Annotated in this window: 13 protein-coding genes; 8 read left to right on the forward strand and 5 right to left on the reverse strand. The window is 70.9% G+C overall.

What is annotated here, in order from left to right; genetic code table 11:
* Nucleotides 1–843: a carboxylating nicotinate-nucleotide diphosphorylase gene (nadC, locus tag H565_RS0109295; protein WP_027460775.1), complete on the forward strand. Its 843-nt coding sequence runs from the start codon at nucleotides 1–3 to the stop codon at nucleotides 841–843.
* A complete protein-coding gene (gene nadA, locus H565_RS0109300) occupies nucleotides 840–1,835 on the forward strand; it encodes a quinolinate synthase NadA (protein WP_027460776.1) in 996 nt (331 codons plus the stop codon). The genes nadC and nadA overlap by 4 nt, the downstream gene beginning before the upstream one ends.
* Before the next feature lie 92 nt (nucleotides 1,836–1,927).
* Here the strand turns inward: nadA and icd are convergent, their stop codons facing one another.
* Nucleotides 1,928–3,184, reverse strand: a complete 1,257-nt coding sequence (gene icd, locus H565_RS0109305) for an NADP-dependent isocitrate dehydrogenase (protein WP_027460777.1) — start codon at nucleotides 3,182–3,184, stop codon at nucleotides 1,928–1,930.
* 173 nt (nucleotides 3,185–3,357) lie between these two features.
* Here icd and H565_RS0109310 point away from each other — a divergent pair, with 173 nt between their 5' ends.
* From H565_RS0109310 to H565_RS16620, 4 genes are all read left to right on the forward strand, one after another.
* Nucleotides 3,358–3,594: a hypothetical protein gene (locus H565_RS0109310; protein WP_027460778.1), complete on the forward strand. Its 237-nt coding sequence runs from the start codon at nucleotides 3,358–3,360 to the stop codon at nucleotides 3,592–3,594.
* A gap of 131 nt (nucleotides 3,595–3,725) precedes the next feature.
* A complete protein-coding gene (locus tag H565_RS0109315; RefSeq protein WP_027460779.1) occupies nucleotides 3,726–4,112 on the forward strand; it encodes a response regulator in 387 nt (128 codons plus the stop codon).
* Nucleotides 4,109–6,511, forward strand: coding sequence for a transglycosylase domain-containing protein (locus H565_RS15005; protein WP_051363525.1), 2,403 nt, complete (start codon nucleotides 4,109–4,111; stop codon nucleotides 6,509–6,511). Before H565_RS0109315 ends, H565_RS15005 begins: the two co-directional genes overlap by 4 nt.
* Nucleotides 6,512–6,596: 85 nt before the next feature.
* A complete protein-coding gene (locus H565_RS16620) occupies nucleotides 6,597–7,001 on the forward strand; it encodes a penicillin-binding protein (protein WP_034409183.1) in 405 nt (134 codons plus the stop codon).
* Between the two features lie 45 nt (nucleotides 7,002–7,046).
* Here H565_RS16620 and H565_RS0109330 read toward each other — a convergent pair whose 3' ends face one another.
* The 4 genes from H565_RS0109330 to H565_RS0109345 are packed head-to-tail and all read right to left on the reverse strand — an operon-like array spanning nucleotide 7,047 to nucleotide 10,002.
* Complete coding sequence (locus H565_RS0109330) at nucleotides 7,047–7,754, reverse strand: hypothetical protein (RefSeq protein WP_027460781.1); 708 nt, start codon at nucleotides 7,752–7,754, stop codon at nucleotides 7,047–7,049.
* Nucleotides 7,751–8,440, reverse strand: coding sequence for a hypothetical protein (locus H565_RS0109335; RefSeq protein ID WP_027460782.1), 690 nt, complete (start codon nucleotides 8,438–8,440; stop codon nucleotides 7,751–7,753). Before H565_RS0109335 ends, H565_RS0109330 begins: the two co-directional genes overlap by 4 nt.
* A 56-nt stretch (nucleotides 8,441–8,496) precedes the next feature.
* On the reverse strand, nucleotides 8,497–9,504 hold the full coding sequence (locus H565_RS0109340) for an MDR family oxidoreductase (RefSeq protein WP_027460783.1): 1,008 nt from the start codon (nucleotides 9,502–9,504) through the stop codon (nucleotides 8,497–8,499).
* A 51-nt stretch (nucleotides 9,505–9,555) separates the two neighbouring features.
* Entirely contained in the window at nucleotides 9,556–10,002 is a 447-nt protein-coding gene (locus tag H565_RS0109345; RefSeq protein WP_027460784.1) for a hypothetical protein, read from the reverse strand.
* A 64-nt stretch (nucleotides 10,003–10,066) separates the two neighbouring features.
* Between H565_RS0109345 and H565_RS0109350 the strand changes: the two genes are divergently transcribed.
* Together H565_RS0109350 and H565_RS0109355 are read left to right on the forward strand one after the other, a co-directional pair.
* Complete coding sequence (locus tag H565_RS0109350; RefSeq protein ID WP_027460785.1) at nucleotides 10,067–11,224, forward strand: acyl-CoA dehydrogenase family protein; 1,158 nt, start codon at nucleotides 10,067–10,069, stop codon at nucleotides 11,222–11,224.
* A gap of 6 nt (nucleotides 11,225–11,230) precedes the next feature.
* Nucleotides 11,231–13,450 (forward strand): phospholipase D-like domain-containing protein, encoded by a 2,220-nt coding sequence (locus H565_RS0109355; RefSeq protein ID WP_027460786.1) that lies wholly within the window; start codon nucleotides 11,231–11,233, stop codon nucleotides 13,448–13,450.
* The last annotated feature ends 30 nt before the right edge of the window (nucleotides 13,451–13,480 follow it).

Raw genomic sequence — 13,480 nt, forward strand, 5'->3', positions numbered from 1 at the left:
GTGCTGAGCCTCGATGAGCGTCTTCGGGCGGCCCTCGCCGAGGACATCGGGCGAGGGGACGTCACCACTTTGGCCACCATTGCGCCACACCAGACGGCGCGGGCTGAGTTTCTGCTGAAAGAACCGGGGGTCCTCAGCGGCCTGGCGGTGGCGGAACGGGTCTTTGCGCTGCTTGACCCCCGCTTGCAGGTAAGCTGGACGGCCTGCGAGGGGGAATGGCAGCGGGGCGGCGCCATCGGCCAGGTCACCGGACCCGCGCAGGCTCTGCTGACGGGCGAACGGGTCGCCCTCAACCTGTTGCAGCGGCTGTCCGGCATCGCGACCCAGACCCGGCGGTTTGTGGACGCGCTGGGCGGGGGACCGGCGCGGCTGCTCGACACGCGCAAAACCACCCCGCTGTGGCGCGACCTGGAAAAAGCCGCTGTGCGGCACGGGGGCGGCACCAATCACCGCGCCGGACTCGACGACGGCCTTTTGATTAAAGACAACCATATCGCGGCGGCGGGCAGCGTCACAGCGGCCATCACGCGGGCGCGGGAACAGGGCTACCTGCTCAAGGTGGAGTGCGAGGTTTCCCATCTGGCCGAGTTGGAAGAGGCCCTGCGGGCGGGAGTGGACCGCGTGCTGCTCGACAACATGGCTGACGACCTGTTGGCCGAGGCCGTGCAGGTCCGCAACCGCCTCGCCCCACAAGTCACCCTGGAGGCGAGCGGCAACATGACGCTGGAGCGTTTGCCGCGGGTCGCGGCGAGCGGAGTGGACTTCATAAGCGTCGGGGCGCTCACCCATTCGGCCCCAGCGATCGACATCAGCCTTAAGCTCACCCTGGAGGACACGCCATGACCGGAAACCGCCCGGCCATCCCGCCCGCGCAGGTACCGCAGCGCGACCTGCTGCAACTGAGAGTGCTGCCGGATGAAAGGCAACTTCGCGCCGACATTGAACGTCTGCGCCGCGAGCGCAACGCCGTGATTCTCGCCCACAACTACCAGCGCCCTGAAGTGCAGGAGATTGCCGATTTCGTGGGGGATTCGCTGGGGCTGTCGCGCCAAGCCGCCCGCACCGACGCGGACGTCATCGTGTTTGCCGGGGTGCATTTCATGGCGGAGACGGCGGCCATCCTCAACCCCGATAGGGTTGTGCTGCTGCCCGACTTGCGAGCGGGCTGTTCGCTGGCGCAGACCTTGACCGCACAGGATATCCGCGACTGGCGGGCACGGCATCCCGGCGGGTTGGTCGTCACCTATGTCAACACCACGGCAGAGGTCAAAGCGGAGTCCGATTACTGCTGCACGAGTGGCAATGCCGTGCAGGTCATCGAGAGCCTCCCCGCTGACGTGCCGATTTTGTTTGCCCCAGACCGCTTTTTGGCCGCGCACGTCATCCGCGAGACGGGCCGCTCGCTGGACGTGTGGGACGGGGCCTGCCACGTGCATGCCGCCATTCGCCCTGAAGACGTCCAACACCAACAAGCCGCGCACCCCGGTGCCGAGTTGCTGATTCACCCGGAGTGCGGCTGCTCCAGCCGCGTCCTGGCGGCCCTTCCCGACTTGCAGCTCTACTCCACCGAGGGCATGCTTCACCGGGCACGGGCCAGCGAAGCCCAAACGTTCATCGTGGTGACCGAGACGGGCATGGTCACGCGCCTGAGGCGGGACGTACCCGAAAAGACCTTTGTGCCCGTCAGCCGCACGGCCTGCTGCGAGTACATGAAGATGATTTCTCTCGAAAACATCCGAGACAGCCTGGCGAACCTCCAGCCGCGTGTGACGGTGCCCGAAGACGTGCGGCTGCGTGCCCTGCGGCCCATCGAGCGGATGCTGGCGATAGGCTGACGGCCACGAGCCTGCCAAAAGAGGGCCATGCGCTTAACGCTGGCCCTCTTGTCTTTGTCTGCTTCGCTTCTGCTGCGGGCAGCGTGGCGCCGTTAGCCCCGCATGTGCCCGATGATGAAGTTGGCGAACTCGCTGGTCTTGACCTGGGTCGCGCCCTCCATGCCGCGGGCGAAGTCGTAGGTCACGGTCTTTTGGCGAATGGTGGCGTCAAGGCCCGCGAGGATGAGGTCGGCGGCCTCGGTCCAGCCCATGTAGCGCAGCATCATCTCGCCGGAGAGGATGACCGAGCTGGGGTTGATGACGTCCTTGCCCGCGTACTTGGGGGCGGTGCCGTGGGTGGCCTCGAAAATGGCGTGCCCGGTCACGTAGTTGATGTTGGCCCCCGGCGCGATGCCGATGCCGCCCACCTGCGCGGCGAGGGCGTCCGAGATGTAGTCCCCGTTGAGGTTGAGGGTGGCGATGACGTCGTACTCGGTGGGCCGCAGCAGAATCTGCTGAAGGAAGTTATCAGCAATCACGTCCTTGATGACGATGCCGTTCGGCAGTTGGAGCCAGGGGCCGCCGTCGAGTTCGGTGCCGCCAAACTCGCGCTTGGCCAGCTCGTAGCCCCAGTCGCGGAAGGCCCCTTCCGTGAACTTCATGATGTTGCCCTTGTGGACGAGGCTGACGCTCTTGCGCCCGTTGTCAATGGCGTACTGGATGGCGGCGCGGACGAGGCGCTCGGTGCCTTCCTTGGAGACGGGCTTCACGCCAAAAGCGGAGGTGTCCGGAAAGCGAATCTTGTTCACGCCCATCTCGCCGGTCAGGAACTCGCGGACACGGGCGGCCTCCGGCGTCCCGGCCCGGTACTCGATGCCCGCATAGATGTCTTCCGTGTTCTCGCGGAAAATCACCATGTTGACGTCCCCAGGCCGCTTGACCGGGCTGGGAACCCCCTCGAAGTACTGCACGGGACGCACGCAGGCGTAGAGGTCGAGTTCCTGGCGCAGCGCCACGTTGATGGAGCGGATGCCGCCGCCGACGGGCGTGGTGAGCGGCCCCTTGATGCCGAAGAGGAACTCCCGGAAGGCGTCAAGCGTCGCCTGGGGCAGCCACTCGCCCTCGCCGTAGACCTGGGTACTCTTTTCGCCCGCGTAGACCTCCATCCATTCAATCTTGCGCTCGCCACCGTAGGCCTGCTCGACGGCAGCGTCAAACACGCGCACGCTGGCCCGCCAGATGTCAGGTCCGGTGCCGTCGCCCTCCACGAAGGGGATGATGGGCCGATGAGGCACCACGAGCTTGCCGCCCTCCATGCGAATCTTTTCGCCCTGGGTGGGCACCTGGATATGGGGGTCTTGAATCGTCATGACGGCTCAACTGTAGCGCCCGTGGGGAGGGAAGCGGGCGGGAGTGCCCCGCGGCTGTCTGGCCTCGCCGAACCATGAGCGAGCGGCAAAGCTGGCCTTCACCCGCGGGGCGGGCGGCGGGGGGATGCTGGCCCTACCCGCACTGGGAATCCATCCACAGGAGGTATTCACGCATGAGTGACGACAAGAGCACGCTGGGAAACATGGCGGACGCCGCCAAGGCCAAGCTCAATGAGGGGGCCGACCGCCTGCGCGAGGCCGGGCACAACGTGGCCCACGCCGTGACGGGCGACGCCCACCACAAGGCCGAGGCCCTCGAAGACCGCGCCAAGGCCGAGATGAATAACCGCGAGGCCCACGCCGAATACAGCGAGGGCAAGCGCGAGGCCACCGACGGCGACGGGCGCTGAAGCCCCAGCGTTTGACCTAGCATTTTTTCACGAGACCGGCTCCGTACTTGCGGGGCCGGTCACTGCTGCGCCGCGTGCTGGACCCCAAGTGTGCGCCCCAGCCTGCGCGGCAGGGCGGGGAAGCCCCTATCATGGCGAACATGGCGTACACCATCCTCGTCGCGGACGACGAACCGGCGATTCGGACCATGCTGGAAGTCATCCTGTCGGCGGACGGACACGAAATCGTGACGGTGCCGGACGGCAAAGCGGCGCTGGATTACCTGCGCGAGCACACGCCCGACGCCCTTCTCCTGGACGTGACCATGCCGCAGATGGACGGCTTCGAGGTCTGCTCGCGGGTCAAGCGGGTCAAGCGCCTCCGGGGAGCGCCCGTGCTGCTGCTCACAGCCCTGGACGACGACCGGACCCGCGACCAGGCCAAGCTCGTGGGGGCCGACGACCTGGTGTATAAGCCCCTGAGCGGCAAAAACCTGCGCAGCCGCGTCAAGCAACTGATTGAAGCGCGGCGGGCATGAACGGCTCCCGTCCCCAAGGAGGACTCCCCTTGTTCTTGAGGTTCCTGAAACTCACCTCGTCGCTGCTGCTCGCGGGCGGGGTGGCCGCCGCTGGAGTGGCCGCCACCTACGTCACCAAGTGGACCACCGAACTGCCCGACTACCGCGAACTCGACAACCTCAGCCTGGGGGCCGAGACGCGGGTGTTTGCTCGTGACGGAACGCCGCTGGGCACCCTGATTCCCAAGGTGGGCGAGCAGGCGATTAGCCGCACGCTCGTGCGGCTTGACGAGGTGTCCCCCTTTATGACGGCGGCCCTGATTGCCAACGAAGACCGCCGCTTTTTCGAGCACTACGGCCTCGACCCCTACGGCATCGGGCGGCAGCTTCAGCGGGCTGCGCAGGGCGAGGACCTGCAGGGCGGCTCGACCCTGACCAACCAGCTCATCAAGAACACACTGTTGTACGACGAGTACAAGGCCGCCCGCACCCCCGACCGCAAGATTAAGGAGTGGTTGCTGAGCGTGCAGGTCGAGCGGGCCTTTACCAAAGAAGAGATTTTGCGCAACTACCTCAACGCCATCTACTGGGGGGATGGCGGCCCGGTCGAGTTGTACGGCATCTACTCGGCGGCGCAGGCGTACTTCGGCAAAACCCCCAAGCAGCTCAGCCTTGCGGAAAGCGCCTACCTCACCATTTTGGTGCCTAGTCCCAACCGCTATTTCAACTATGCCGCGGTGCGCCCGCTGATGAAGGTGCTGCTCTCGCGCATGGTCGAAGACGGCTGGATTACCCAGACGCAGGCGGACGCGGCCTGGAAGGAAAACCTTCAGCCCCGTGGCTGGCAGATTCGCTATGACGCGAGCGGCAACGTGAGGAGCGCCCAGCTTGTCGACCGTACCGCCAAAGAACTCAAGGCCGTGACGAGCACCCGCGCGCCGCACTTCGTGCAGCAGGTCGAGCAAGACCTCATCGCCCGCTTTGGCCGCGAGAAGGTCTACGGGTCGGGCGGCCTGCGGGTGTACACCACCCTCGACCCCAAGGTGCAAAACGCCGTCGAAACCGCCAGCCGCGAGGCGACCGGACTGCCGCCGGGGGCCACGCTGGGGGCAGTCGTCATCGAGCCGTACAGCGGCGAGGTGCTGGGGATGGTGGGCCAGAAGCTGCGCGGCGACACCCCCCCCGATGACTGGAACAACGCCGCGCAGGGCCAGCGGCAGATTGGCTCCACCATCAAGCCGCTGCTGTACACGACCGCCCTCTCGACCGGGCTGCGGCAAGACCACCGCGAGGAAGACAAACCCGTCTCCTATCCGTGCAGCACCTGCAAGGGGGGCGTCTACGAGCCACAGAACTTTGGCGGCGTCACGACCTACCGCAACATGACCCTGCGCGAGGCGCTTGACCGCTCGCTCAACCTGGTGACCGTGCGGTTGGCCGACCGCATCGGCCTTCAGACCTTTTTCGGCAAGCTCAACGAGCTGGGCCTCCAGACGAATGACGGCACGGGGCTGGCGGCGGCGCTGGGGGCCATCGAGACCACCCCGGTCAAGATGGCGGCGGCCTACGCGCCCTTTGTCAATGGGGGCCTGTACCGCCCGCCCCGCTACGTGACGCGGGTGACGACCGCGCGGGGTGAGGTGCTGTACGACGTGGCCAACGAGGTGACCAAGCCCAAGCGGGTCTGGTCGCCGCAGATTGCCTTTCTGGGTCTGGACATGATTCGGGGGGTGGTTAACGACCCGGTGCCGGGGGCAGGCTTTGCCGCCGGAGCGAAGTTCGGGGAATGGCCCGTCGCGGGCAAAACGGGCACGAGCAACTTTGTCAAGGACCTGTGGTTTGTGGGCACCACGCCGCTGTACACGGGCGCGGTCTGGGTCGGCAAACAGGAGGGTGGGGCCAACCCGGACAACTACTATTCGGGCACGGTGGGCACGCCCATCTGGCGGCGGATGATGGAAATCGCCCACGCGGGCCGCACCCCGACGGCCTTCGTGCAGCCGCCGGGGATCCAGTACGTGGACGCCCCGGACCCCGGCTACCTGCCGGGCGTGAAGCTGGCGGTCCTCGACCCGAACTTCAAGAATGCGGCGAGCACCGTCATCGAGGAAGACGCGCCCCCGCCCGTCGTCTACCGCGAAATCGCCTGGACGCCGGGCACCCCAGACCCGCGCACCACCGTCATCAACGTGGACCGGGCGACGGGCCGCATGGCCACCGAGTTCACGCCGCCCGAACGGGTGGTGCCGCGCCGGGTCGCCATCACTGAGCTGCCGGGCTACGCGCCGGACCCCTCGCCCGCGCCCCTGCCGGACGAGAAACCCGACCCGCAGGCGCTGAGGACGATTCGCACGCCCGACACCGCTCCTGCCGTGGTGCCGTCCGGGAACCCCCAGCGCACCAACTCCCAGAGCAACTGACCCCCTCCCCTCTCCTCTCTCCTGCCCTTCCGGGGAGCGGGGCCTCACCCGGCTGTCATGCGCGGCGGGGGAGCGGGGCGGCATGATGGCGGGCATGAAGCGAGCGCCGCTGCTGACGCTGTTGCTGGCCCTGGGCACGCCCGCCGACGCGCGGGTGCGGCTAGGGGAGCTGCTGCCCGCCCATCCCTGGACCGCCGCCGAGCGCGAGATTGTGGTGATTTACTCGCACGACTGCGGCGACCTGGGGCCGCTGTGGGGGGCTGTGCTTGCCGCCGGACTGCCCGTGCGGGCCGTAAATGCCGAAGGGGTGGCCGCCCCCGCGCCCGCCGGACTCAACGTGTGGCGCGGAGCCGAAGCCACGGCCTTTGCGCGGCGGCTGCGGGTAAGCGCTTACCCCACCGTGCTGCTGGTGCGCGGGGGGCGGGTGCTCAATGCTTGGGAGGGAACTTTTCGGGGGGACCTCGGACCGCTGAGCCAGGCGGAACCGTGAAATGGGGTGGGGTTGGCCTGCGCCTCACCCCGCCCACAGCCCCCTTCAGAACCCGGCGGTTACCTGCTGCACGACCTCTTCGGGGGTGCGCCACAGCCGCGGCGAGTCGCCCACGGCGCTGAGGCGGCCCCCCGCGCTGACCCCGCTGAAGCTGGCCTGCACGCCCACGCTGAGTTCGAGGGCGTTCCAACCCGGCTGGGCGGTCAGGTCCACCGTGACGGGCACGGCCACCTGCACCCCGGCAAACTGCTGAACGACCGGACCACAGTCCACCGTGCCGCTCAGGCGGGTGGGGCGGTCGGCATAGAGGTAGGCCCGGCCCGAAAAGGCTCCGGTTGCAAAGCTGGTACGCTCGGCCTGCGCCGCGAACACCTCCTGCGTGGGCGAACGCTGCGGGGTGAGGCCAAAGAAAGCGTAGCTACGGGCAGCGGGGTCACTGCTCAAGACCGTGCCCACGCAGCCCAGCGCCGCGACCGCCGCGGCGGGGGTGGTGAGGACCGGAGCGAGCGCCCCGGCGTCCGGGAGGGGCAGGGTGAACTGCCCGTCGGGGGCCACTGCTGCCCGTGCGAGGGCCTGCCCGCCCGGTCCGGTCAGGGCGATGCTCCCGCCCCCCCCCGACCAGCGCGAGATGTCCCCGCTGACGGCGGTGACGGGCGCGGCGGGCGCGGGAGGCTGAAGCAGAGCGGCCAGGGGTCGGGGAGCACACCCCGCGAGCAGGAGCGCCGCCGGCAGGAGCAGAGCGCCGCGCTTCACTGAGACAGCCCCTGCCGGACCTCATCGAGGGTGAGCCAGGTGTTCAGGGGCGTCAGGGTGCGGGTCACGGTGCCAGAGGCACTGATGCCGCCAAAGCCCAGCCCGGCGGTCACATCGAGCTTGAGCATGTTCCAGCCGGACACCGCCGCCACGTCGAGGGTGACAGGAACGCTGAAGCCCTCGACCCGGCAGTTCACCCGGCCCCCCAGCCGGGTGGCCCGGTCTACGTACAGCCAGGCGCGGGCGTTGAGCGAGCGGGAGAGGCCCCCCCGACTCACGTTCGCCGCGATGATGTCCCGCGGCCCCGCGCCGCCGCCCTCGGCCCGCAGGGTAAAGACCAGAAGGCCCCGCGCCGCCGGGTCGCTCACGGTGAGGCCGGAAGCCGTGCAGTTCAGGTCACGCAGGCCCTGTTCGAGGGTGTCGGGGACGGAGCGGGTCTGAGCGTTCAGGACCGCTCCTTCCGGCAACACCAGACGGAAGTTGCCCGCCGCGTCGACCGGGGCCGTGGCGAGGGGCACCAGCGGCACGGTGCCCAGCAAGCTGACGGTGCCCGCCGTCCCGCTCTGCCAGGTCTGGATGCGGCCCGATACCGCTGTTTCGGGGGGCGCATTGTCGGGCACGCGTTCTGGCCCACCGCACGAGGCCAGCAGGAGGGAAAGGGCGGCGAGCGCACCGAGTTTTCTCATGTCCGCCAGCCTAGTGCATCCCGGCTGACGGGAGGATGGGAAAACGGGCGCGTCTCTCATGCAGGGGAAACGGCAATCACCGTGCGGCCCCGCACCTGCCCGGCCAGAATCTGCCCCGCGAGGGCGGGCACGTCCGCGAGGGGCCGGACCTGGGTGACGTCCGCGAGCCGCGACGCGGGGAGGTCGCGGGCGAGCCGTTCCCAGGCGGCGCGGCGCTTCGGCGCGGGACAGGTCACCGAGTCGATGCCCAGCAAGGACACCCCGCGCAGGATGAACGGAAAAACCGTGGTCTGGAGGCCGCTGCCCCCCGCCAGGCCGCAGGCCGCGACCGCCCCGTGGGTGCGCGTGCTCGCGATGGCCCCCGCGAGCGTCTCGCCGCCCACCGAGTCCACGACGCCCCCCCAGCGCTCCTTTTCGAGGGGGCGCTTGAGGGCGGGCAGCTCTTCTCGCCCGATGACCTGGGCCGCGCCGAGCGAGCGCAGGTAGCCTTCTTCCTCCCGGCGTCCGGTGCTCGCGGTCACCGTGAAGCCCGCCGCCGCGAGGAGGGCGACCGCCGTACTGCCCACCCCGCCCGCTGCACCCGTGACGAGCACTTCGCCCCCGCCTGGGGTCACGCCATGCTCCTCCAGGCTCAGGACCGCCAGCATTGCCGTGAAGCCCGCCGTGCCCACACTCATGGCCCACTCCGCGTCCGTGCCGGGGGGCAGGGGAACGAGCCACTCGGCACGGACGCGGGCGTACTCGGCATACCCACCGTCTTGCCGCTCGCCGATGCCCCAGCCCGTCAGCAGCACGCCCTGGCCGGGGGCGTAGGTGCCGGTCTCGTCCGAGACGACCTCGCCCGCCAGGTCGATGCCGGGAGTGATAGGGTAGGTCTTCAGGACGCCGGGACGCCCCGCGACCGCCAGCCCGTCTTTGTAGTTGAGGCTGGAATGGGTCACCCGGACCACCGTGTCGCCGGGGGGCAGGTCGGCGGGCGTGAGGGTCTGGAACTCGGCGCGAATGCCCGTGTCGTCCCGGAGCATCCGCAGGGCGCGGAAGGTGGCAGGAAGGCTGGAAGACATAGGAGGCACCTCGGAGCTTGGAATGCTCCAGGGTAACGCGGGGCGAGGGCCTTAGCGCACGTCCTCGAACTCGGTCACGGCCCGCGAGAGAGCGTCCGTCGTGGTGGCCTGGTGGCCCGCCCACGCCCGCCACAACTCGGCCAGCGCCCGGCGGGCGGCCTCCAGCGCGGCCTGCACGCCGGGGGTGAGTTCGTCTCCGGCGGCGGCGAGGGCCACCGTGAGGTGCAGCTTGGCCCCCAGGTAACGGGTCTGCTCGCCGCGCAGACCGTCGTAGACGTACACCACATCGTCCCACTCTGGCGTGAAGGTCTCCCAAATCAGCCGGGTCACCGCCGCGTGGCTGCCCAGGCAGAGGGTCGCGGCGGGCAGGCCACCGGGGGCCGTCAGCCCGCGTTCCTCGCAGTGGGCCGCCGCCAGACCGCTTACGTCGCGGTCCACGCCCGGCAGGAAGCGGGACAGGATGTCGGCGCGGGCCGCGTCGCGGGGGGAAATGGACATAGTCTGCTCATTATATTCTGCTGTGCACGAACTGACGAGGGGGCCTCTGGGGTACCCTGCGGGCATGACGCTGCTCCCTGCCCTCCCCACCCACCTCGAAGCCGTCACCGAGCGGGCGGAGGCGGCCATCCGTGCCCACGCTGACGCCTGTGAGGAGGCCGGGGACGTGACCCCGGAGGCGGGGGCCGCGCTGCGGGCGAGCGGGTACATCCGGCTGACCCTGCCGCGAGAAGCCGGGGGGCTGGGGGCCAGCCTGGAGGAATACGCCGGGGCACAGCGGCGGCTGGGGCAGGCGGGGGCGGCGCTCGCGCTGGTGCTGGCGATGCATACCCAGGTGGTGGGCGCGGCGTTTCAGGGCCAGACCCTGCCGGGGCCGATGCTCGCGGCGCTGGCGGCGGCGAGCCGGGAGGGGCGGCTGGTGAACGCCCTGGCGAGCGAGCCAGAACTCGGCAGCCCGTCGCGGGGGGGCTTGCCGCGCACGGCGGCGGTGCCGGATGGGGACGGCTGGCGGGTCACCGGGCGCAAGACCTGGGCGACCGGGGCGCGAGCGCTGGGGCTGGCGGTCGTCAGCGCGGCCACCCCCGCCGGGGAGGTTGTCCGGCTGCTGGTGCCGCCCGACGCCCCCGGCGTGGCGGTCGAGCCGACCTGGGTGGAGGCACTCGCCCTGCGCGGCAGCGGCAGCCACGACGTGACCTTGGACGGGGTCTGGGTGCCCGCCGAGCACGTCGCCCCACCGACGCCGGCCCACCCCGCGAGCAGCGCGTGGTTCTGGACGGCCCTCGCGGCGACGTACCTGGGGGTGGGCTTCGCGGCGCTGGAGACGCTGACGGCCTACGCGCGGAAGCGGGTGCCCACCGCGCTGGGTGCCCCCATCGCCACCCTGCCGCAGGTGCAGGAGGCCGTGGGCCGGATGGCGACGGAGCTGACGGCCTCCCGTGCCCTGCTGGGGGAAGCGGCGCGGGCCTGGGACCGAGGAGCGGGGCCAGGGGCGCTCCCGCTGCTGGGGGCGGCGAAGGTCCACGCGACGAATGCCGCCGTGGCCGCCACCGACCTCGCCGTGCGGACGGCGGGCGGGGCGGCGCTGCTGCCCGCGCTGGGGCTAGAGCGCCTCTTGCGCGACGCGCGGGCCGGGCTGACCCACCCCCCCGCCGACGGGGTGGGGTACGGGGGGCTGGGGGCGGCGCTGCTGGGGGCGGGGAAAGGGGCCTCTCCCCTATCCTGAGCGCCGATGCGCCTGCTGCCCCCGCCCCCCCATCCGGCCCAGGCGGGACGGCTCGCGCTCGCGGCGCTCGCGGGGCTGGCGCTGGGGCTGCTGCTCGCCCGCGGGGTGCTGAGCGGGGTGCTCGCGCTGGTGCCGCCGGGACAGCCGCTGGTGCGGGCGCTGGTGGGGGGGCTGGGGGCGCTCGCGAGCGTGACGCTGGGCTTTGGGCTGGCGGGGGCGCTCTCGGCGCGGGCGCTGCCGCTGGGGCGGCTAGGCCTTTCGCGCGCTCAGGCGCGGGGGCGAGCGGGGGCCGCCGCGGGCGCGACGGCGGGGCTGCTGGTGGTGCCCGTGGGCGGGGTGCTGGGGCTGGCCGGGCTCTACCAGGGGGGCGGCTTCGGGGACGTCTTTGGGGGGCTGCCCCTCGCGGGGCTGGTCGCCGCGGCCTGCGGGGGATACGGCCTGTGTTCGGGCGGGGTGCTGGGGCTGCTCACCGTGCGGGCGAGGCTCGCGTGGCGTCCGGCGCTGGCGGGGTTCGCGGGCTTTGGGGCGGCGGGGTTGGTGGGGGGCGCGCTGGTGGCCCTGACCGGGGTGCCCAGCTTGCTGGATGGGGGCGGCTGGGCGCTCCTCGCCCGGCTGACAGTCTTTTTCGTGGCCGCGCAGGTCGTGGGCGACCTCGCCATCGCCGCGAGCATTCACCGGGCCGCCGAGCACCCGGAGCGCGACCGGGCGAGCGGGCGGCAGGTGGCCCTCACGCTCGCGGCGCTGGGGGTCATGCTGCTGGGGGTCTGGGGGGTGGCCGAGCGGGCCGTGTCCTTTGTGCAGTCGCGCCCCACCCGCACCGAGCCGCTGGCGCTTCCGGCGGCCTCCGGGTTGGTGTGCCCCGCGCCCACGGGGAGGCTGGAGCGGGCGCTGTGGGAGGTCGCCACGCGGGGCGGGCGGCCCGACCTCTCCTGCGGGAACCGGGTGCTGGGGCTGCTGCACACCCCAAATCCTGACCCCGCCTTCAGCGCCCAGCCGCCCACTCCCCACGGGGCCTACGACCGGCTCGCGGCGCTGGTGGCCGGGGCGCGGCGCGAGGTGCTGTACGCGGTGATGGAGTGGGCCGACGAACCCCGCCGGGGGCCGGGGGCCGTGCTGGCCGGGGGGGTGGCCAAGCTCTACCGCCGGGTGCAGGCTGACCCCAGCGCCTACCCGCAGGGGGTCACGGTGCGGGTCGCGCTGGGCAACTTTCCAGTCACCGCCAACCTCGAATGGGGGTCGCAGGTCTATGCGGCCATCCGCGACCTGCTGGACGCGGGCGTGCCCCTCGCGGACCCGGCGCGGGGCTGGCGGGTGGAGGTCGCCAACTACGCGGGCACCTTTCCCCACAGCCACGCCAAGCTGCTGGTGCTGGACGGGCGCGACCTGGTGGCGATGGGCTTTAACGTGGGGCCGCTGCACTTTCCCGCCGAGCGGCCAGGGGGCGGCGACCTGCGCGACTTCGGCCTCTGGGTGCGCGGGCCAGTGGCGCGGGATGGCCTCACGGTCTTCGACGACCTGTGGGTGCGCTCGGTCCGCATCGAGTGCGACCCCGGCGTGACCCCGGCGCGGGTGCGTTCCTCGTGCCGGGAGGCGGGTCCGGCGGAAGCGAGCCATCCGCAGGGCACCGCGACCTTCTCCTTAAGCCCGGTCGGAACGGACCGCGCTTTTAGCCTTTACCGCCGCGAGGGGTTCCTGGCCGCCGACGACGCGCAGCTCGCCCTGCTGGGAGCGGCCCGGCGCGAGGTCGAGCTGCTGCACGTCAGCTTCAGCATGGGGGTGCGCTGCACCCTCGCCCTGCTCAACCCCCGGCTGTGCACCTACGAGGCGGACGCCCTGCCGTGGATGCGGGCGCTCGTCGCGGCGCTAGAGCGCGGGGTGCGGGTGCGGGTGCTGGTGCACGAACACAGCCTGCTGGGCCTAGAAAACCGCATCGGGCTGGCGGTGCTGCGCCGAGAACTCGCGGCGCGAGGCCTCACGGAGCGCTTCGAGGCCCGCTGGTTTCCCGGTGCCCTGCACGCCAAGGGGATGCGGGTCGACGAAGCCATGCTGGTGGTCGGGAGCCAGAACCTGCACTACTCGTCGTGGACGCCGCGCGGCCTGAACGAGTACGGGGTCGCCACGTCCGAAGCGGGGGTCAATGCCGAGTTCGGGCGGGCCTTCGCGCACTTCTGGGAGGAAGCGCCCCCCGCGACCCTCCCCGGCTGGCTGGAGGCCGCCGGACGCTGAGCGGGGGCCGCATGGCGACGACGTTGCCCC

It is taken from the genome of Deinococcus murrayi DSM 11303 (assembly GCF_000482805.1).
GTDB lineage: Bacteria > Deinococcota > Deinococci > Deinococcales > Deinococcaceae > Deinococcus > Deinococcus murrayi.